Source organism: Mesorhizobium erdmanii USDA 3471 (genome assembly GCF_000472705.1).
Classification (GTDB): domain Bacteria; phylum Pseudomonadota; class Alphaproteobacteria; order Rhizobiales; family Rhizobiaceae; genus Mesorhizobium; species Mesorhizobium erdmanii.
In genome coordinates this window covers 1-20,375 of the sequence record NZ_AXAE01000020.1, presented here as the reverse complement: position 1 = coordinate 20,375, position 20,375 = coordinate 1, and the positions used below count along the sequence as shown (strand labels likewise).

At 63.4% G+C, this 20,375-nt stretch carries 18 protein-coding genes and 1 riboswitch; of the genes, 8 read left to right on the top strand and 10 right to left on the bottom strand.

Annotated elements, in window-relative coordinates; genetic code table 11:
* Positions 1-185: 185 nt before the first annotated feature.
* Genes thiQ through thiB form a run of 3 tightly spaced genes read right to left on the bottom strand, consistent with a single transcriptional unit; the run spans position 186 to position 3,587 of the window.
* Positions 186-962 (bottom strand): thiamine ABC transporter ATP-binding protein, encoded by a 777-nt coding sequence (gene thiQ / locus A3AU_RS0116740; protein WP_032917539.1) that lies wholly within the window; start codon positions 960-962, stop codon positions 186-188.
* On the bottom strand, positions 955-2,580 hold the full coding sequence (thiP, locus tag A3AU_RS0116735) for a thiamine/thiamine pyrophosphate ABC transporter permease (protein ID WP_027053880.1): 1,626 nt from the start codon (positions 2,578-2,580) through the stop codon (positions 955-957). Before thiP ends, thiQ begins: the two co-directional genes overlap by 8 nt.
* Before the next feature lie 8 nt (positions 2,581-2,588).
* Positions 2,589-3,587, bottom strand: a complete 999-nt coding sequence (gene thiB / locus A3AU_RS0116730) for a thiamine ABC transporter substrate binding subunit (protein ID WP_027053879.1) — start codon at positions 3,585-3,587, stop codon at positions 2,589-2,591.
* Positions 3,588-3,630: 43 nt separating this feature from the next.
* A riboswitch (TPP riboswitch) is annotated at positions 3,631-3,745 on the bottom strand.
* 88 nt (positions 3,746-3,833) lie between these two features.
* Between thiB and A3AU_RS0116725 the strand changes: the two genes are divergently transcribed.
* The 4 genes from A3AU_RS0116725 to A3AU_RS0116710 all read left to right on the top strand — a co-directional run bounded on the left by A3AU_RS0116725 (position 3,834) and on the right by A3AU_RS0116710 (position 7,023).
* A complete protein-coding gene (locus tag A3AU_RS0116725; protein WP_027053878.1) occupies positions 3,834-4,493 on the top strand; it encodes a thiamine diphosphokinase in 660 nt (219 codons plus the stop codon).
* Position 4,494: 1 nt separating this feature from the next.
* Positions 4,495-6,315: an ABC-F family ATP-binding cassette domain-containing protein gene (locus tag A3AU_RS0116720; RefSeq protein WP_027053877.1), complete on the top strand. Its 1,821-nt coding sequence runs from the start codon at positions 4,495-4,497 to the stop codon at positions 6,313-6,315.
* Between the two features lie 166 nt (positions 6,316-6,481).
* Entirely contained in the window at positions 6,482-6,724 is a 243-nt protein-coding gene (locus tag A3AU_RS0116715; RefSeq protein WP_027053876.1) for a type II toxin-antitoxin system CcdA family antitoxin, read from the top strand.
* The gene (locus tag A3AU_RS0116710) at positions 6,724-7,023 is read left to right on the top strand and encodes a CcdB family protein (protein WP_027053875.1); all 300 of its coding nucleotides are present in this window, start codon (positions 6,724-6,726) and stop codon (positions 7,021-7,023) included. The genes A3AU_RS0116715 and A3AU_RS0116710 overlap by 1 nt, the downstream gene beginning before the upstream one ends.
* Positions 7,024-7,052: 29 nt before the next feature.
* Here the strand turns inward: A3AU_RS0116710 and A3AU_RS0116705 are convergent, their stop codons facing one another.
* Together A3AU_RS0116705 and A3AU_RS0116700 are read right to left on the bottom strand one after the other, a co-directional pair.
* A complete protein-coding gene (locus A3AU_RS0116705) occupies positions 7,053-8,819 on the bottom strand; it encodes a hypothetical protein (RefSeq protein ID WP_027053874.1) in 1,767 nt (588 codons plus the stop codon).
* A gap of 75 nt (positions 8,820-8,894) precedes the next feature.
* Complete coding sequence (locus A3AU_RS0116700) at positions 8,895-10,193, bottom strand: adenylosuccinate synthase (RefSeq protein WP_027053873.1); 1,299 nt, start codon at positions 10,191-10,193, stop codon at positions 8,895-8,897.
* A 212-nt stretch (positions 10,194-10,405) separates the two neighbouring features.
* Here A3AU_RS0116700 and A3AU_RS0116695 point away from each other — a divergent pair, with 212 nt between their 5' ends.
* Complete coding sequence (locus tag A3AU_RS0116695; RefSeq protein ID WP_027053872.1) at positions 10,406-11,299, top strand: DMT family transporter; 894 nt, start codon at positions 10,406-10,408, stop codon at positions 11,297-11,299.
* Between the two features lie 73 nt (positions 11,300-11,372).
* Here A3AU_RS0116695 and serA read toward each other — a convergent pair whose 3' ends face one another.
* The 5 genes from serA to glmM form a co-directional block, all read right to left on the bottom strand.
* The gene (serA, locus tag A3AU_RS0116690) at positions 11,373-12,974 is read right to left on the bottom strand and encodes a phosphoglycerate dehydrogenase (RefSeq protein WP_027053871.1); all 1,602 of its coding nucleotides are present in this window, start codon (positions 12,972-12,974) and stop codon (positions 11,373-11,375) included.
* A gap of 63 nt (positions 12,975-13,037) precedes the next feature.
* On the bottom strand, positions 13,038-14,213 hold the full coding sequence (locus tag A3AU_RS0116685) for a phosphoserine transaminase (protein WP_027053870.1): 1,176 nt from the start codon (positions 14,211-14,213) through the stop codon (positions 13,038-13,040).
* Positions 14,214-14,474: 261 nt separating this feature from the next.
* Complete coding sequence (locus tag A3AU_RS0116680) at positions 14,475-15,257, bottom strand: outer membrane protein (RefSeq protein ID WP_027053869.1); 783 nt, start codon at positions 15,255-15,257, stop codon at positions 14,475-14,477.
* A 245-nt stretch (positions 15,258-15,502) separates the two neighbouring features.
* Positions 15,503-16,339 (bottom strand): outer membrane protein, encoded by an 837-nt coding sequence (locus A3AU_RS0116675; protein WP_027053868.1) that lies wholly within the window; start codon positions 16,337-16,339, stop codon positions 15,503-15,505.
* Between the two features lie 256 nt (positions 16,340-16,595).
* Positions 16,596-17,948: a phosphoglucosamine mutase gene (gene glmM, locus A3AU_RS0116670; RefSeq protein WP_027053867.1), complete on the bottom strand. Its 1,353-nt coding sequence runs from the start codon at positions 17,946-17,948 to the stop codon at positions 16,596-16,598.
* 656 nt (positions 17,949-18,604) lie between these two features.
* On the opposite strand from glmM, the gene A3AU_RS0116665 reads away from it, so the two are divergent.
* The 3 genes from A3AU_RS0116665 to A3AU_RS1000000140395 all read left to right on the top strand — a co-directional run.
* Positions 18,605-19,165 (top strand): antifreeze protein, encoded by a 561-nt coding sequence (locus tag A3AU_RS0116665; protein ID WP_470362431.1) that lies wholly within the window; start codon positions 18,605-18,607, stop codon positions 19,163-19,165.
* 237 nt (positions 19,166-19,402) lie between these two features.
* On the top strand, positions 19,403-19,855 hold the full coding sequence (locus A3AU_RS0116660) for a hypothetical protein (RefSeq protein ID WP_027053865.1): 453 nt from the start codon (positions 19,403-19,405) through the stop codon (positions 19,853-19,855).
* Positions 19,856-20,176: 321 nt separating this feature from the next.
* On the top strand, positions 20,177-20,375 hold a 199-nt coding region (locus A3AU_RS1000000140395; RefSeq protein WP_154674610.1), incomplete at its 3' end, for a helix-turn-helix domain-containing protein.

Here is a 20,375-nt window from a genome sequence, read left to right as displayed (position 1 = left end):
GCGATCCTCGGAACCTGTCATGCGCAAAACAAACTTCTACAGCATCCGTCACGCGTCCCTCGAGGCGTGCGGCGGATGCTGTAGGCAAATCACGGCTTGTGCCGGACCAGTAGGGCGGACCTAGCCACACTACTTCTGCCATGGCAAGCAAGCGCCCCATCGCCTGAGGCTGGTTTGACCGTAAATTATGTCCGCTTCCGGGCAATATCCCGTGATACGGCATTCCCGGCACCCGCACCGATATAGCGCCGGAACGCGTCGGGACCAGCCCCGGCAAAGAAATCGTCCGCCGTGCCGGTGGCCGCGACAGTGCCATTGTCCAGAAACACCACATTGCGGCCGATCCGGCGGGCGTCTTCGGGCTGATGCGTGACGAACAGCACCGTCATGCGGCGTTCATCATGAACAGCTGCCACCAGATCGAGCATATCGTCGCGCAAGGCCGGCCCGAGCGAAGCAAAGGGTTCGTCGAGCAGAAGCACCGGGCGATCGCGCACCAGAACGCGCGCCAGGGCAACGCGCTGGCGCTCGCCGCCGGAGAGTTCGCGCGGCAAGCGATTTTCCTTGCCGGCAAGGCCCGTGCGGGCAAGCGCCCCGGCGATATCGGCGCGGTCGGCTTCGGTCAGCCGCAGCGATGGCGAGCGGCCGAGCCCGACATTCTGCTCGACGCAAAGATGGGCGAAAAGGTTGTTTTCCTGGAACACCATCGACACAGGCCGCGCAGCCGGCGGCGCGGCGCTCACATCCGCCCCACCGATCAACACATGGCCGGACCCAGGCGTCTCGAAGCCGGCGACCAGATTGAGCAGCGTCGACTTGCCCGAACCGCTCGGCCCCATGATGGCGGTGATTTCCGCTGCGGCGAATTGGACATCGAAGGCGAGTTGAACCTCGCCATAGCTGAACGAGACCTTGTCCAGCCGCACCGGAACGCCCCTCCTGCCCATCGCCCCGTCAGACATTGCGGGCCTTCTCCCTTCCCAGCCAGTCCGCAGCCAGCACCAATGCGAGGCAGACGAGGCCAAGCAACAGCGCCAGCCCGGCAGCGTCCGCGGTGCGGTAGCTGCCCATGCGCGCCAGCAGAAGGTAGGGCAAGGTCTGCACGGAATCACTGCCGAACAGTGCGATGACGCCGAGATCGCCGAGCGACAACGCCATGGCGAAAGCGAAAGCGGTGGCGAGCGGACGGCGCAGGGAGGGCCAGTCGACCAGCCGCAGCCTGGCCCAGCCGGAAATGCCGAGCTGCGCGCAAAGCCGTTCGTGACGCTCGCTCGCTGCGTCATAGGCGGGACGGACGGCGCGCAGCGCGAACGGCATCGCCATGACAGCGTTGACGGTGACGACCATGACAGGGGCGATGGCAAAGACATCGCCGGCATGACGCAGCAGGAGGAACCAGCCGGCACCGATGACGATGGGCGGCACGACCAGGACAAAGCCCGCGCCGGTATCGGTTGCATGTTCGAGCAGCGTCCTTGCGCCGGCACGGCGGCTCAGCGCCAGTGCCCGGCGCGCCATGGTCAGCGCCAGCGACAGCATCACCGAAAGCAACGCCGACAGGAAGGCGAGCACGGCACTCGTGAATGTCGCCTGGCGGACAGTGGCCTCGCCGGCAAGCCGGCCGAGATCGGCGCCCAGGCCGGCCGCCACGGTCGCGGCCATTGGCCCGACGACGAACAGCAGCGCCAGCATGATCAGCCCGGCGTTGAACACGGCTTCGGTACCGTTGACGGAGAGATAGCGGCGCGGTGCGACCGGCAGGTTGGTGTCGCCGACGACGTTGGCGCCGAGCCGCGTCAGCGCCAGCACCACGATGAAGGTCACGGCGATCTGCAGCATTGTCAGGGCGACAGCCCGCGCGGGATCGAAATCGAAGCGGAGCGCCTGGTAGATGCCGACCTCGAGCGTCGTCGCGGCCGGCCCGCCACCAAGCGTCAGCACGATGGTGAAGGAGGTGATGCAGAGCATGAAGACAAGCCCGGCGACGCCAGGCAGGGCGGCGCGCAGCGTCGGCCATTCGATCAACCGGAACGCCGGCGGCGCGGCCATGCCGAGCTGGCTCGCCAGCCGCCATTGGTCGGCGGGGATGGTCTGCAGCGCCTCGAGGAACAGCCGTGTTGCCAGCGGCAGGTTGAAGAAGACATGGGCGACGAGAATGCCGGACAGGCCGTAAATGCCTGGCCAGCCCTGGCCGCCAATCGTGCTGAACAAGCCGGCGAAATAGCCGGCGCGGCCATAAAGCGCCAGGATGCCGAGAGCCGCAACGATCGCTGGCAGCGCCAGCGGCACGGCGAAGAGCCGCAGGATAGAGCCGCGGCCGAGAAAACGCGGATGCCGCGACAGGGCACGTGCGACGAAGAGTGCCGGGACGACCGAAAGCAGGGTCGACAGCGAGGCCTGCCAGAGCGTGAACCGGACGACTCGAAGGAGATAGGCATCGAAGGCCGCCCAGGCGCCCGAGAAGTCGTGGGCGCCCTCGACGAGCAGTCCGGCGAGCGCGCCGCCGATCAACAATGTGATCGCGGCGAGCGCAATGACGCCGGCGGCGACGCGGGGATCGGTCGGACGCGCCGGCGCCATCGCTTCGTCTACTTGCTCATCACCGCCAGCCATTCATCCACCCAGGCCTTGCGGTTGGCCGCGACCTCCTCGGGGCTGAACAGCAAGGTCTTGGTCGGCTTGACCAGTTTGTCGAAGGCCGGGTTGAGCGGCTTGTCCGTCTTGCCGGCGGGGAACATCCAGTTGGTCTCCGGGATGGCATCCTGGAATTTCGGTCCGGTCATGAAGGCCATGAACTTTTCCGCCAGAGGGTTCTTGGCGCCGGTAGTGGTGATGCCGGCGACCTCGATCTGCAGATACTCGCCTTCTTCGAACGAAGCCGCCTGGTAGCGCTCAGTGTTCTCCGCGACCATATGGTAGGCCGGCGACGTCGTGTAGGACAGCACCATCGGCGCCTCGCCCTTGGTGAACAGGCCATAGGCCTCGCTCCAGCCCGGCGTCACGGTCAACACCTTGGATTTGAGCTTGGCCCAGGCCTCCGGCGCCTTGTCGCCATAGACCGACTTCACCCACAACAGCAGGCCGAGGCCCGGCGTCGAGGTGCGCGGATCCTGGATGACGATCTTGTCGTCGGCAGTGCCTTCGACCAGTTCCTTCAGGCTTTTCGGTGGGGTCTTCAGCTTCTGCGTGTCGTAGACAACCGCGAAATAGCCATAGTCGAAGGGAACAAAAACGTCGTCGGTCCAGCCGCCCGGCACGCTGACATCGCTCACCGCGCCATGCGGGGCGAACAACCCGCTAGCCTTGGCATCGGCGGTAAGATTGGTGTCGAGGCCGAGCACGATATCGGCCTTGGTCGACGCGCCTTCGAGCTTGACGCGGTTGAGCAGGGCGACACCATCGGCGACCGAGACGAACTCGACGTCGCAGCCGCATTCGGCCTCGAATTCCTTCTTCACCACCGGACCTGGCCCCCAGTCGGCGGTGAAACTCTCATAGGTGTAGACGGTGAGCTTGTCCTTGGCCAAGGCCGGCCCGGACAGCGCCATGATCATGGCGGAAACAACAGAGTATAAAAGCGTGCGCATCGGCGCCTCCTTCGTTCGAATTGAAAGGAATTGAGGCGTCGGACTGTCCGAAACGTCTAATCCCTCCGCCGGTACAAACCGGATCAGGTTCAGCGGGTTGGCGAGATTGCCTCTCAGCCGGTCCGCGAAGATCGCGTCCGGCACCCCGTTAGAGCGTTTCGACACATAGGCCCGGTCGGCGAACCACGCAAGTGGCAGTTTGCCGGCCTTCCGTTTCAGCTGCCGGGCTGGTACAGGCCACCGGATATGAGCACATTCACCATCCTGCTTGGCGGCGATCTCATCCGCACGCCCCGGCTCGACCGGCAGGTCGAAGGCTCGCGCGTCATCGCCGCGGACGCCGGCATCGGCCATGCCCGACTGCTCGGCCTTGTGCCTGAACTATGGGTGGGCGATTTCGATTCTGTTCCCGCCGATCTGCCCGCCGACCTCGCTTCGGTGCCTCGCCAGACCTTCCCGGCGGAGAAGGACAAGACCGACGGCGAACTGGCGATCGCCGCCGCGCTCGAGCGCGGCGCGACCCGCCTTGTGCTGGCCGGCGCGTTCGGCGGCAAGCGCGCCGACCACGCCTTCCTGCATCTGGCGCTCGCCCTGCGCCTGGCCGAGGCCGGAACGGAGGTGCTGCTGACCAGCGGCGCCCAGGAAGGTGTCCCCTTGCTGTTGGGAAAGGCCGGCTTCGATTATACCGACGGCACGCTGTTTTCGATCCTCGGTTTTTCCGAACTTGCCGGCCTGACCGTCACCGGCGCCAAATGGCCGCTCAACCAGGTCGAGGTCGCCTTCGGCTCGTCGCTGACCATTTCCAACGAGGTCAAGTTCGACAAGACCGGCCGCCGCCTCGAAATCGCGCTCGGCCACGGCCGCGCGCTGCTGCTCGCTCATCCCCATCCCTTGCCCGAAAGCTGACATGGCCCCGCCCCTCCTCAATCTCGACGGGATAAGACTGACGTTCGGCGGCACGCCGCTGCTCGATGGCGCCGCCTTGACCGCTTCGGCCGGCGACAAGATCGCCCTCGTCGGCCGCAACGGTTCGGGCAAGTCGACATTGCTCAAGATCGCCGCCGGCCTGATCGAGCCGCAGGATGGCGAGGTCTTCCGCCAGCCCTCGGCGACCGTCCGCTATCTGCCGCAAATGCCAGACATGGAAGGATTCGCCACGGTGCGTGCCTATGTCGAGGCCGGGCTTGGCCCCGCCGACGACCCCTACCGCGCCAGCTATCTGATGGAGCATCTCGGCCTGACGGGTGACGAGCGGCCGGGCGACCTGTCCGGCGGTGAGGCAAGGCGCGCCGCCCTTGCCCGCGTCATGGCGCCCGAGCCCGACATTCTGCTTCTTGATGAGCCGACTAATCATCTCGATCTTTCGGTCATCGAATGGCTGGAAGAGGAGCTTGTCCGCACCTCCTCGGCGCTGATCGTGATTTCGCACGACCGCCGTTTTCTCGAACGCGTCTCGCGGGCCACCGTCTGGCTCGATCGCGGCCAGACCCGCAGGCTGGACAAGGGTTTTGGTCATTTCGAGGAATGGCGCGACCTGGTGCTGGAAGAGGAAGAGCGCGAGCAGCACAAGCTCGGCCGCCAGATCGTGCGCGAGGAGCACTGGCTGCGCTATGGCGTGACGGCGCGGCGCAAGCGCAACATGCGCCGGTTGGGCGAGTTGCAGACCATGCGCCAGCGTTTTCGTGGCCATCGCGGCGCCGAAGGCACCGCGACCATGGTGGCGAGCGACGCCGCCGAATCCGGCAAGCTGGTGATTGAGGCGAAGAACATCGAGAAGAGCTTCGGCGATCTCACCGTGGTCAAGGGCTTCTCCACCCGCATCCAGCGCGGCGACCGCGTCGGCCTCGTCGGACCGAACGGCGCCGGCAAGACGACGCTTTTGAAGATGCTGACCGGCGAACTGGCGCCAGATGCCGGCTCGGTTCGGCTCGGCACCAATCTGGAGATCGCCACGCTCGATCAGAAGCGCGAGGCCGTCGACCCGCAGGAGACCCTGGCGCAGTATCTGACCGACGGGCGCGGCGAGAACCTCGTCATCAATGGCGAGCAGCGCCATGTCGTCTCCTACATGAAGGATTTCCTGTTCAAGCCGGAGCAGGCGCGCACGCCGGTGCGCGAGCTTTCCGGTGGCGAGCGGGCACGGCTGATCCTGGCGCGCGTGCTGGCCCGGCCGGCGAACCTGCTGGTGCTCGATGAGCCGACCAACGATCTCGACATGGAGACGCTGGAGCTTCTGCAGGAGCTGGTCGCCGGTTTTGCCGGCACCGTCATCCTGGTCAGCCACGACCGCGATTTTCTCGACCGCACGGTCACAAGCATCATCGCGCCGGACGGCGGCGGTCGCTGGATCGAATATGCCGGTGGCTATTCCGATATGCTGGCGCAGCGCGGCGGCACCAGGCTCGACGACCGCAAGGCGCGCGCCAGGGCCGAGGCCAGCGATGCGCCGGCGGCGGGCAAGAGTGAACCGGCAGCGGCGAAGGGGCCCGCGAAAAAACTGTCGTTCAAGCAGAAATTCGCCCTGGAATCCTTGCCGAAAAAGATCGAGGCGGTGACCGCATCGATCTCCCGGCTGGAGAACAACATCGCCGACCCCGCTTATTACGAGCGCGATCCGGCCTCGTTCCAGAAGACCATCGCCGCCCTTGACAAGGAGCGCGCGACGCTGGCCGCGCTCGAGGAAGAGTGGCTGGAACTGGAGATGCTGCGCGAGGAAATGGAAGGGTAAGAAGTCTAGGCCGTAGGCCGATCAATCGACAAAGATTTGTCGATTGAAGCGACGACCGGTGAAAGCCCGGAGGGCTGGAAGCCACGGCGGAGGGCTATCAGCCCCACCTGATTGTTGCCTCGATCCCGGAATGCGCATACATTATGCGCATGTTGCGGAGGCTAACATGCGAAAGATTGCCTTGAATGCGATCCGTCAGCCAGCAAATCTGTCGATCGACTCGAACCTTATGAGGGAAGCCAAGGGCCTTGACGTCAACGTCTCGCGCGCGGCGGAAGCGGGTATCGCGGAGGCGGTGGCTGCCGAAAAAACACGGCTGTGGAAGCTTGAGAACCGCGCCACGATGGATGCGTGGAACGACTATGTCGAGAAAAATGGCATTCCGCTGGACGAGTACCGGCAGTTCTGATGCCTCGTTATGATGTCTTCGCCAGCCGCATTGAAGGCAACTACCTGCTCGACGTTCAATCCGACCTGCTCGACAGTTTCAACACACGGGTAGTCGTCCCGCTCTTGCCAGTCGCAACAGTGCCGCCACCAATGCGAAAACTTCACCCTATTTTCGAGATCAACGGCCGGAAGTTGATCATGGCGACCCACCTGATTGCCGCCGTTCCAGCGAGCGAATTGGGTGAAACTCGGCTGAACCTGACGAAGCATCACGACGACATCGTCGCCGCGCTCGACATGCTATTCCAGGGCTTCTGAGCGAAGGGTAGCCTCCACGGCGTGCCCTCTCAGCCCGCCGTCTTCGCCTGCCAGGCCTTGATCGCCTCGTCGAACACCTTTTCGCCGGGAATGCCCTTTTCCATGGTCAGCAGCGCCCGCCGACCGGTCTTGTAGACGACCGGCACGTCGATCCAGTCCTGACCACGCAGCAAGGTCATGTTGGCATCCTCGTCGGCCTTGGTATCGTTGAGCGCGACGAGGAAGAAGCCGTCGGCGATCTTTGCCGGGATGCCGATCAGCGGGCTGCCTGCATCCTGCTCCGAACTCTTCATCGCGACGCGCAATATATTGTCGACACCGCCGCCTTCAAAACCTTCAGGCGTCAGGAAGATCATCTCTATGATGTGGCTGGCCGGCAGCGTCTGGTCGGTGTTGCGGCGTATAGTCATGCGCAACTGGATGTCCTTGCCGGGGATGGTCGCCTCGGCGCGGATCGCCGGTTCCGGCGGCAGGTCGCCACCGGGCGATTCCTGGACCAGCGACCAGACGATGCTGCCGGGCTCGGCCGAACCCTGCGCGGTGCTGGTGCGCTCCTCATAGAAGATCGCCTTCTGGCCGACTGGCACCGAGGCCTGCGTCGCCGGAGCGGCCGCCGGTGCCGCGGGGGGCGTGGCGGCTGCTGGAGCCGCCGGGGTGGCCGCCGCATCGGCCGGTGGCACGGGTGCGGTTCCGTTGGCAGGTGGCGTTGCGGCGGGCGCGGTGGCTGCCGCGGGCGCGGTGCCTGCCGCGGGTGCGGTTGCGGCAGGTGTGGCCGCAGCCGGCGCATTGGCAGCCGGTGCGGGTACTGCCGGGGCTGAAGTGGCCGGCGCATTCGTCGCCGATGGCGGCGTCGTCAGCGCGGCGACGGATTCACCCTCGCCTATGCCGGTCTGTCCGCCGGCCGGGCCGGGATCGGTCTCACCGCCTTCCGGCGTCAGCCGCTGCGTGAATTTCGTTCCTTCAGCACCGGCCGCGGGTGCCGGCGCCGCAGGCTCTGTCGTCGGCTTGGCCGGCGCCGGCTTCACCGGCTCGGTCTTGGCGACAACCTTGTTGCCGCCGCCGAGACCCAGCATCTTGCCGAAGGCGTCCTTGTTCAGCCAGATGCCGTAACCGCCGCCCGCAACGACCAGCAAGGCAACGACGGCAGCGATCAGCCCACCATAGCCGCGCTTGCGCTCGGCCGGACGCAGGCGCTGGAAAGTGTCGTCGGCCACAGGCGCTTCATCATTGGCGAAGACGTCGTCCTGATCGTCGTCCCGGACCATGTCCATTCCTGGCAGGGTCTTCTCCGAGAAGTCCGGGGCGGGTTGCGCCGGCGCGGGCCTTTGCCAACTCGGCTCCGTCTTCGCGGCAGGGGCAGGTGCCGCCCGATAAGGTTCGGGGCTAGCCGCGGGCGGCGGCGCCTTATACGGCTCAGGCCTGTATGGTTCTGGTCTGGCAGAGGCGGGCGCCGGCTGATACGGAGGCGAAGCGGGGAGGGAATCGGGCTTGGCTGGCTGCTTGGTGTGGCTTGGCTGATTCTTGTTGCGGTCGATGGAAGAAAAGATGTGCTCCAGCTCGGCGAGCGGGTCTGTTTCCGGCGCGCTCTTGGCATAGTCCCGCTCTACACTGGAGATCGCATCTTCCAGACCACGCTTCTGCCTGGCGGCATCCGACGGTGACAGCGGCGGATCGCGCTGGGCAATCTTCGCTGCAATCGTCGAGCGGGCCTTGTCATAGACCCTCGCCCGCATCTCCGGCGACTGATCGCTGAGATTGTCTATCGTTTTTTTCAGAACAACAACGAAATCTGCCATGCTTCAGTCGACCTGTAGTTTGCTTCCGCGCCGGCCCCCGCAAATCAGCCGCGATGCCCGGAAAGGCTTCAGAAACTAGTCTTGAAACGGATCGGTCACAAGTATCGTGTCGTCCCGTTCCGGGCTGGTGGAAAGGAGCGCGACCGGTGCGCCGATCAGCTCCTCGATGTAACGGACATACTTGACGGCCTGGGCCGGCAGGTCGTTCCAGCTGCGCGCGCCGGCGGTGGTGCCTTTCCAGCCCTCCAGCGTCTCGTAGACCGGTTCGACGCGCGCCTGCGCGCCCTGGCTGGCTGGCAGATAGTCGATCATCTCGCCGTCGAGGCGGTAGCCGGTGCAGACCTTGATCTCGTCCAGCCCGTCGAGCACGTCGAGCTTGGTCAGCGCGATGCCCTTGATGCCGTTGACGGCGACGGCCTGGCGCACCAGCACCGCGTCGAACCAGCCGCAGCGGCGCTTGCGGCCGGTAACGACGCCGAACTCATGGCCACGCGTGCCGAGGAACTCGCCGATCTCGTTCTTCTGTTCGGTCGGGAACGGACCTTCGCCGACGCGCGTCGTGTAGGCCTTGGTAATGCCGAGCACATAGCCAATGGCGCCCGGACCGACGCCCGACCCGGCCGCCGCTTGTCCGGCAACCGTGTTGGACGAGGTGACGAACGGATAGGTGCCGTGGTCGATGTCGAGCAGCGTGCCTTGCGCGCCTTCGAACAGGATGCGCTCGCCGGCGCGGCGCTTGTCGTCGAGGATTTTCCAGACCCGGTCCATATAGGGCAGGATCTGGTCCGCGACCGAGGTCAATTCGGTCATGATCGCGTCATGCGTGACTTCGCCATGGCCAAGCCCGCGGCGCAGCGCATTGTGGTGCGTCAGCAACCTGTCGACCTTCAGGGGCAGCGTTTCCAAATCCGCCAGATCCATCACCCGCACCGCGCGCCGACCCACCTTGTCCTCATAGGCCGGACCAATGCCCCGGCGGGTCGTGCCAATCTTCGTTCCGGAATTTGAGGCGGCGTCCTCGCGGAATCCGTCCAGCTCCCGGTGCAGCGACAGGATAAGCGCCGTGTTTTCGGCTATTTTCAGGCGATCCGGCGTCACTTCGACGCCCTGCGCCTTGAGCTTCGCCGCTTCCGCCACGAAAGCATGCGGGTCGAAGACCACGCCGTTGCCGATGATGGACAGCTTGCCTTGCCGCACGACGCCGGACGGCAACAGCGACAGCTTGTAGACCTTGCCGTCAACGACCAGCGTGTGGCCGGCATTGTGGCCGCCCTGGAAACGCACCACGACATCGGCGCGCTCCGACAGCCAGTCGACGATCTTGCCCTTGCCTTCGTCGCCCCACTGCGAGCCGACGACCACCACATTGGCCATGTTTCTTTTCCCTTGAGACGCCGCCGAGCGGCTTGGATATGGTTCGAAACGACAGGCCTCTATAGCGTCAAGACCTCGCGAGTGCGACCTTTCTTTGCCGCCGAAAATGCGCTGAGGCACAACAATTTTCGGCTGTGACATCATTTACTTGGGCTGACGGCGGCAATAGGCCGGCAAACACCGCAGCGTATCCACCGCGGCCGGAACCAGCGATGCATCGAAACGCCTACATATTGCTGCTGCTCACCACCTTGCTGTGGGGCGGCAACTCGGTGGCCGGCAAGCTTGCGGTCGATCACGTCTCGCCGATGACGCTGGTCTTCCTGCGCTGGGCACTGGCGGTGGCGATCCTGCTGCCGATCGGCTGGCGCACGATCCAGGAGGACTGGCCTGTGGTACGCAGGCACTGGTTCGTCCTGGCGGCACTCGGCGCCAGCGGCTTCACGCTGTTCAACGTGATCTTTTACTCGGCACTCAACTACACGACCGCCATCAACGTCTCGATCGAACAGGCGGCGATACCTATCCTGATCATCGTCGCCAACTTCATCTTCTTCCGCCTGCTCGTGAACTGGGCGCAGATTGCAGGCGTCGTGCTGACCATTGCCGGCGTCGTCCTGACCGCTTGCCACGGCGACCCGCGCCGGCTGCTGACGCTGGAGCTCAATTTCGGCGACGCCATCATGCTCATCGCCGTGCTTCTCTACAGCCTGTATTCGGTTGGGCTGCGGCTGAAGCCGGTGATGCGCTGGCAGAGCCTGATGCTTGCGATGTCTATCGCCGCGCTCATCACCTCGTTGCCCTTCTTGCTGTGGGAGGTCGCTGCGGGCAAGGTCATCGTGCCCGACGCACGCGGCTGGGCGGTCATCGTCTACACCGCCATTGGCGCCTCGGTTGTCTCGCAGATAACATACATCAGAGGCAACGAGCTGATCGGCGCCAACCGTGCCGGCCTGTTCATCAATCTGGTACCGATCTTCGGCACGCTGCTGTCGGTGCTGATCGTCGGCGAGACGTTTCAGCTCTATCAGGCGCTGGCGCTGGTTCTGGTGCTGGGCGGCATCACGCTTGCCGAATACAGTGGGCGCAAGATGGCGATGCGATGACCAACCCGGACACGCTGAGCAGCAAAAAGGCGCGACCAGGGTCGCGCCTTTGGATCTTCACAAACGGTGGGGATCACACCCCGCCGACATCGAACTGCAGCCGCTTGGCCGAGTCGATCGACTTGTGCGCCCGCACCTGCTCCAGCACCTTTTCCGGGAACGGCGCATCGAGGTAGAGCAGCGCGATGGCGTCACCGCCCGGCCGGTTGCGGCCAAGCTGGAAGTTGGCGATGTTGACGCCGTTCTCGCCGCACACCGTACCGAGCAAGCCGATGATGCCCGGCGCGTCGGCATTGGTGGTGTAGAGCATGTGCTGGCCGACCTCGGCGTCGAGATTGATGCCCTTTATCTGGATGAAGCGCGGCTTGCCGTCGGAGAAGCAGGTGCCGGCGATCGAGCGCGTCCTGTGCTCGGTCTTGACGGTCAGCTTTATGTAGCCGTCGAACACGCCCGACTTGTCGCGCTTGACCTCGGCGACGATGATGCCGCGCTCCTTCACCATGATCGGCGCCGACACCATGTTAACGTCGGCGACCTGCGGCCGGATCAGCCCGGCCAACGCCGCACTGATCAGCGCGCGCGTGTTCATCGTCGCGGTGGAGCCGTCGAACAGGATCTCGACCTCGCTGATCGGATCCTCGGTGACCTGGCCGACAAAGGCGCCGAGCACTTCGGCCAGCTTGACGAAGGGTTTCAGCCGCGGCGCTTCTTCCGCCGTGATCGACGGCATGTTGATGGCGTTGGAGACCGCGCCCTTGATCAGATAGTCCGACATCTGCTCGGCGACCTGCAGCGCGACATTCTCCTGCGCTTCCGCCGTCGAGGCGCCGAGGTGCGGTGTCGCCACCACATTTTCCATGCCGAACAGCTCGTTTTGTTCGGCCGGCTCCACCTCGAACACGTCAATGCCTGCGCCCGCAACCTTGCCGCTCTTCAGCGCCGCGATCAGATCGGCCTCGACGATGAGCCCACCGCGCGCGCAATTGATGATGCGCACGCCCTTCTTCATCTTGGCGATTGCCGCGGCATCGATGATGTTGCGCGTCTTGTCGGTCAGCGGCGTGTGCAGCGTGATGAAGTCCGCGCGGGCGAAGAGCTCGTCGAGTTCCACCTTGTCGACGCCGAGTTCCTCGGCACGCTTGTCCGACAGGAACGGGTCGAAGGCGATGACATGCATCTTCAGGCCGACGCCGCGTGTGGCGACGATCGAACCGATATTGCCGCAGCCGATGACGCCCAGCGTCTTGCCGGTGATCTCGACGCCCATGAAGCGGTTCTTCTCCCACTTGCCGGCATGGGTCGAGGCGTTGGCTTCCGGGATCTGGCGGGCGAGCGCGAAGATCATCGCCACGGCATGTTCGGCCGTCGTGATCGAATTGCCGAAGGGCGTGTTCATCACGATGATACCCTTGCGGCTCGCCGCCGGGATATCGACATTGTCGACGCCGATGCCGGCGCGGCCAATCACCTTGAGATTCGTGGCGGCGTTGATCAGCTTCTCGGTGACCTTTGTCGCCGAGCGGATGGCGAGGCCGTCATACTGGCCGATCACTTCGAGCAGCTTTTCCTTGTCCTTGCCGAGGTCGGGCAGATAGTCGACCTCGACGCCGCGGTCCTTGAAGATCTGCACGGCGGTGGGAGAGAGTTTGTCAGAGACGAGAACGCGGGGCGCCATGGCGACCTCCTTCAAATTGGATTGATCCAGGGAATGGGCGGCCTGAGGGCCGCCACAGAAATCTCAGGCCGCAGCCTTGAGCGACGCCTTTTGAGCCGCAAAAGCCCAGTCGAGCCAGGGCAGCAACGCTTCGAGATCGGAGGTCTCGACCGTCGCACCACACCAGATCCGCAGGCCGGGAGGCGCGTCGCGGTAGGAGCCGATGTCGTAGGCGACACCTTCCTTGTCGAGCGCCGAGACCAGTGCCTTGGCGAAAGCCGCCTGTCCGTCGGCGTCGAGCGCCGCCACGTCAGCATCGGTGAAAGACAGGCAGACAGAGGTGTTTGACCGCGTCGCCGGCTGCACGGCGAGATGGCCGAGCCACGAGGACTTGTCGACAAAGCCATCGAGGACAGCCGCATTGGCGTCCGCCCTGGCGACCAGCGCATCAAGGCCGCCGATCGACTTCGCCCAATGCAGCGCGTCGAGATAATCCTCGACGCACAGCATCGACGGCGTGTTGATGGTCTCGCCCTTGAAGATGCCCTCGATCAACTTGCCGCCCGAAGTCAGGCGGAAGATTTTCGGCAGCGGCCATGACGGCTTGTAGCTCTCCAGCCGTGCAACAGCGCGGGGCGACAGGATCAGCATGCCATGCGCGCCCTCGCCGCCCAGCACTTTCTGCCAGGAGAAGGTGACGACGTCGAGCTTTTCGAAATCGAGCTTTTGCGCGAAGGCGGCGGACGTGGCGTCGCAGATGGTCAGGCCCTTGCGGTCTGCCGGGATGAAATCACCGTTCGGCACGCGCACGCCCGACGTCGTGCCATTCCAGGTGAAGACCACGTCGCGGTCGAAATCGATCTTGGCCAGATCCGGCAAGGCGCCGTAGCCGGCCTCGATCTTTCTGATATCGGCGAGCTTCAACTGCTTGACCACGTCGGTGACCCAGCCGGATCCGAAGCTTTCCCAGGCGACCATGTCGACGCCGCGTTCGCCGAGCAGCGACCACAGCGCCATCTCGACTGCGCCGGTGTCCGACGCCGGCACGATGCCGATGCGGTAGCCGGCCGGAACCTGGAGGATTTCGCGCGTCAGCTCGATCGCCTGTTCGAGCTTGGTCTTGCCGATCTTGGCGCGATGGGAACGGCCGAGCGCAGCGTTTTTGAGCGCCTCGACCGACCAGCCGGGGCGTTTCGCGCAGGGACCTGAGGAGAAATTGGGGTTTGCCGGACGGAGTCCGGGCTTCGTATGCGTCGTCATCGTGGTCTATCCTTCCAGATAGTGGCCCCTCGTTGGGGAGGGGTGGCCCACGGACGGCGATATGCGTTCAGGCCTCGGGCGTCAAGAGGAAAGTTTTTGTCGCAGCCGGAATACCGGATGCATGCCGCCGAAAAGATTCGCGAGGATTGGGGACGACGACATGCATCGAACGGAGAAGGCGCCGCGGTCAGGATCGCCTGATTTTCAAACGCAAACGGCGGACCGCTAAGGTCCGCCGCCAAGACCTGGTGTGGCCGAGGTCTACCAGAGATCGTAGCGCAGCCCGAGCTTGACCTGGTGATTGCTGATCCCCTTTTTGACCGGGAATGAGGTCAGGCTTTCAGCCGTCACATATTCGGCATTCGGGGCGGAGAAATACTGATAGCCCAGATCGACGGAGACGTTCTTCGTCACCTGGTAGGCAAGGCCCGCATTCAGCGTATAGGCGAGCGAGTATTGTGTCGCATTGTCCTGCAGGCTGAAACTGTTGGCGGGGTTATTGTTGTCCGTGTAAGTCGCCGACAGCTTCCGCGAACTGCGGACAAAGCCGACGCCGGCGCCAACATAAGGCGTGATTCCGACATAGGTGCCGAGATCGACATAGCCGTTGAGTATCCCAGAGAAGGCGTAGTTCTTCAGCGATCCCGATCCCTGGGTCGGCAATGTCGGCAGTACGACGACCGCTGAATCGTCATAGCTGAAGCTGGCATTGTTACCCGGCAGATAGCCGAAGTTGAGATCGGCGCGGAGGTAATCGTTGAAATGATATCCGAAGCCGACGCTCGCGAAAACTGCGTCTTCGCTCTCGTTAAAGTTTTCGTTGTTGATCACCGACGGGAAGGTGAAATCCCCATTCTTGAAGCTCTTCTGCACCAGATAGGAGACGTCGCCGCGCAGATACCAGCCCGAACCGACCTCGACCGGTACATAGTCAGGTGCCTGGTCGGCATAGATCGGAGGATCGTAGTCAGCGGCGAGTGCGGATGTCAGCGGCAGAAGCCCGAATCCGGCAAGCGCCAGCACAATACGCGATGTGAGTGTCATGATCCCCGACTCCCGGATTTGGCGACATCTGCAATCAACAATCAACGCAGCAGCCGTCGTTTCAGGAAGCATTGTTAACCATAGTGGTTAAGTCGCGGTTAAGGCTAACAGAGCGTTAGCGAATTCATTTCAACTAATGCACGGCGCCCGAAATGACCTTGGCCCCCAGGCGTTTGATTTGGCGGCGGCTCAAACGAAAACCGCCCGGCTGAGCCGGGCGGTTCGCGACCACTCGATGGAGAGTCTTACTTGGTGTAGATCGGCTCGGGTTCGGGCTGGTAGGCCACGACCGGTGCCGCGCATCCATTGTTGCCGCCGAACTGATAGCGCAGGCCACCGCGTACTTCGTGGGTGTTGATGCCACGGTCGAAGCCAGGACCGGCGCTGCTGACATCCCATTCGAACATGCGACCGCCCTGGATATGGGAGAAGCGATAGCCGGCATCGAGGATGACCTTGTCGGTCAAGCAGTAGGAGGCACCGGCCATCAGAGCATAAGCAAACCGCCAGTTGGATGCACCGGGATTGGTCTCGGTGGTGTTCGGATCGTAGACGGTATCCCACTTGACGCGCGCGCCGCCGATACCGGCGCCGACATAAGGCGTGATGCCGTGCCAGGTGCCGATATCGACATAGGCATTGGCGAGCAGCAGCAGGGCGCTCATCTTCGACACTTCGGTCGAGGTCGTGACGAGATCCGAGGTGCCGCCGTTGAAGTTCGACTTGAACCAGTAGTCGGCGGTCACGTCCGCACGCAGATGATCGCTGATCTTGTAGCCGACGCCGGCGCCGAGCGAGAAGCCGCCCTTGAGCTTGGCGTAGTCGAAGCTCTTGCCGCCAACCAGGATGTTACCGCAGTTGCAAGGATCGAGAGAATAGGTCGAGTAGTCGATGCCGCTCACATCTGACTTGTGATAGTCGATGTCGCCACGGATATACCAACCGCCGACATCGACCGGCTGCTCATAGACCGGCGGCGGTGCTTCTTCGACCTGCGGCTCGGGCAGGTCGGCTGCGAAGACTGGCCAGGCCATGCCCGCGAACAGCAACGCGAACAGGGCCTTTCTTGCTGTATTGAACATGCTTGTCACCCCTAGGAACCCTCGAAACGCGATCGCGTCCGAATGAGACTGGCTTTCAGGCGTGGATAATGAATTGCAAAAGTTAAAAGGCGTTTAACCCTGTCGATTAACCACGAATCTCTAGATTTCGAGAGATCCGCGAATGATTTCGACAGCCCTGCATTGGTTTTCGGGCCAACGAAAAAGCCCGCCGGAAGGGCGGGCTTGAGTGCAACCAGACGGTTTGACGCGTGACGCCCTTCGGGCGCGCCAGTGATCAGGCGGCGCTGCGGGTCTCCGAAATGACCTCGACGATGTCGTTGACGACAGCCTCGACCAGTTGCGGATCATCGCCCTCGGCCATGACACGGATCAGCGGCTCGGTGCCGGATGGCCGGATGACCAGCCGCCCGGCCTTGCCGAGACGGTGACGTGCATCCTCGATGGCGGCCTTGACCGGAGCTTCCTCGAGCGGCTTGCCGCCGGCGATGCGGACATTCTTCAGGAGTTGCGGCACCGGCTCGAACTTCTTCGACAGTTCGCTGACCGGACGACCCTGGCGCTTGATGCAGGCCAGCACCTGCAGCGCCGACACCAGGCCATCGCCGGTGGTCGAGAAATCCGACAGCACGATGTGGCCCGATTGCTCGCCGCCGACATTGAGCCCATGCGCGCGCATATGCTCCACGACATAGCGGTCGCCGACCTTGGTGCGGTGCAGTTGCAGCTTCATGTCGCCGAGAAAGCGTTCCAGGCCGAGATTGGACATGACCGTCGAAACCACGCCGCCGCCGGCAAGCCGTCCGCTCTGCTGCCAGGACTCGGCGATCAGCGCCATGATCTGGTCGCCATCGACGATGGCGCCATTCTCGTCGACGATGACGACGCGGTCGGCATCGCCGTCGAGCGCAATGCCGATATCGGCTCGCACTTCATGCACCTTCTTCTGCAGGCCGGCCGGATGAGTCGAGCCGCATTCCTTGTTGATGTTGAAACCGTTGGGTTCGACATTGATGGCCACGACTTCGGCGCCAAGTTCCCACAGCGCCTCGGGCGCCACCTTGTAGGCCGCGCCATTGGCGCAATCGACGACGATCCTGAGGCCCGAAAGCGACATCGAGCGCGGCAAGGTGCGCTTGGCGAATTCGATGTAGCGGTCATGCACGCCGTCGACGCGCTTGGCACGGCCAAGCCCGTCGGAATCGGCGAGCGCCAGTTCGATATCCTTGTCGAGCATGCTCTCGATACGCTCTTCGATCTCGTCCGAGAGCTTGTAGCCGTCCGGTCCGAACAGCTTGATGCCGTTGTCGTAATAGGGGTTGTGCGAGGCCGAGATCATGACGCCGATATCGGCGCGCAGCGAACGCACCAGCATGGCAACGGCCGGCGTCGGGATCGGGCCGAGCAGGAACACGTCCATACCCGCGGCGCAGAGGCCGGCGACCATGGCGTTCTCGATCATATAGCCGGAAAGCCTGGTGTCCTTGCCAAGAACGACGCGATGGCGGTGGCTGCCGCGCTGAAACGAAAGCCCGGCGGCCATGCCGACGCGCATGGCGATCTCAGCGGTCATCGGAAACTTGTTGGCGCGCCCGCGGATGCCGTCCGTGCCGAAGTAATTCCCTGCCATGCTAGTTGGATTCCCTGACGGTTCTTTGCCGGCATCTAATGCCACAATTGGCCGATGCGCCACGATCACATTGTGTGATTATATGTTACCAATCCTTAGAAAATCATTGTTGTGCAGTGCACACAACTAGGCTGCAGCCTAGCATGATGCCACCGCGGCGCGGCAATATACCAGTTCTGCGAGCTATTCGACGCAGATGCACGCGGAAAATCTTGTTTTTGACCCGGTAAGGAACAATGATTTCATCACCTTATCGGGAGGATCGCGCTTCCGGCGAGATATACCTCACTTAGCATCTGGCGCAACCGATCGTTGAGCGTTATTGATTCGGCGGGACGTATAATGGGCTGCAGCAACGGAGAAACGCTATGCTCATCCACCGACTTGCCACTCTGACCGGCCTCGCCGTAGCGACGTTGTTCCTGGCTGCGCCAGCCAACGCGTTGACGATGGCCGAATGTAGCACGAAGTATAACGCAGCCAAGGATGCGGGGACACTTGCCGGGGCGACCTGGAACCAGTTCCGCAAGGCACAGTGCGGCACCGATGCCGCTGCCGCCACGGACACCAAGCCGGCCACGACAAAGGCTGCCGAAACCAAGCCGGCCAAGACCACCAAGGCTGCGGCCGCGGCGGCTGACAGCACCGCCAAGGGCCTGACGGCCAAGGAATGCAGTGCCAAGTACCAGGCGGCGAAGGCTGCCGGCACGCTGAACGGCCAGAAGTGGAACGACTTCCGCAAGGCCGAATGCGGCGCCGGCGCATCCGCGGCCGCCGACACCACCAAGCCGGCGACCACCAAGGCTGCGACGACCACGGCTCCGGCCGCTGCTGCCGGCAAGGGCCTGACCATGGCCGAGTGCAGCGCCAAGTACCAGGCTGCCAAGACGGCGAACACGCTGAAGGGTCAGAAGTGGAACGACTTCCGCAAGGCCGAATGCGGCGCTGCCGCGTCGGATGACGATAGCGTGCCTGCTCCGAGCGAAGCGAATTACACCAAGGAGCCGGAAAAGCCGACGACGGTTGCACCCAAGGGCGTCACCTTTCCGTCCGCGATCTCGGCGAAGTATGCCAGCGAGACCCCCGGAAAGGGCCGCATGCACACCTGCCTCGACCAGTACTATGTCCTCAAGGACGCCAAGGCGCTTGGCGGCCTGAAGTGGATCCAGAAGGGCGGCGGCTTCTACAGCCTGTGCAACGCCAAACTGAAGGGTTGATCGCCTAATTATTCGAATAAGGAAGGCCCGTGCACCGTGAGGTGCGCGGGCCTTTTTGTTGGCCGCGGAGATGCCCGCGGCCCCTGCTCGCATCTGCATCTGGCGGGAGCGACCGGCATCATCACCCCACTTCCCTCCCAGGCTTTATAAGTAGCTCGCAAAGATTCCTATTGAACATATGAGGAACAAACAGTATACAAACAGACATCAAACTCGTTATCAACCGGGAGGGTCTTAATGTCCAGTTTGAAGTTGACGATATTGGCTGTGACGGCATTGGTCGCGTGGGGCGTCGCCCCTGCAAGCGCACTGACGATGAAGGAATGTGGAGAAACGTATCGAGCAGCCAAGGAAGGCGGCACTCTGAACGGCTTGGACTGGGCCGCTTTCCGCAAGGAGAAATGCGCGACATCAGCTGCGGACAGTGTCAGCGCGGACGCGGTCAAAACCGAGCCGCAGCCGAAAAAGGAAACCAGCGCGGCGGTCGCCCCCACGGTAGCGCCAGCGGGCGTGACATTCCCGACCACCCTCGCCGCGGAGTTCAAGACCGAAAAACCCGCAAAGGCGCGGATGAAGACCTGCCTGCAGGGTTACCACGGCAACAAGGACGCAGGTACGCTGAACGGCCTTCGCTGGATCCAGAAGGGCGGCGGCTATTACAGCCTCTGCAATGCACGGCTGAAGACCTGATCGGCAGCAATAGCTCAACAAAGAAAGGCCCACGAGCCGCAAGGTTCGCGGGCTTTTTCTTTGCCGAGCGATCTACACGCGTTTGCGCCGCCCCTCACCTGCCTGCCGGCATCCTCTCCCCGTATAGTGACGGGGAGAGGGACACTTCCATCGATGGTTCGCCAATCACCAAGGTTGCAGAAGAGGCGCCGGCGTTGCGGCTACTGCTTTCTCCCCGTCACTATACGGGGAGAAATGCCCGGTGTCCGAACCGGATAGATAGGTAACAGAATGGACTGATTAGATGGGTGACAGTTTTCTTGTCCGCCGGGAGGACCGGCGATGGTTTGGCGAGAGACTGGCATCATGGATGAGCGGCTCCGGTTTGTTGTGGACTGCCTTTCTGGCGAGGAGACGATGACGCAGCTGTGTGCGGCCTACGGCATCTCGCGCAAGAGCGGCTACAAATGGCTAGGGCGTTATCGGGAGTTTGGTCCGGAAGGTTTGCACGATCGGCCGCGAGCGCCGCTCAATCACGGCC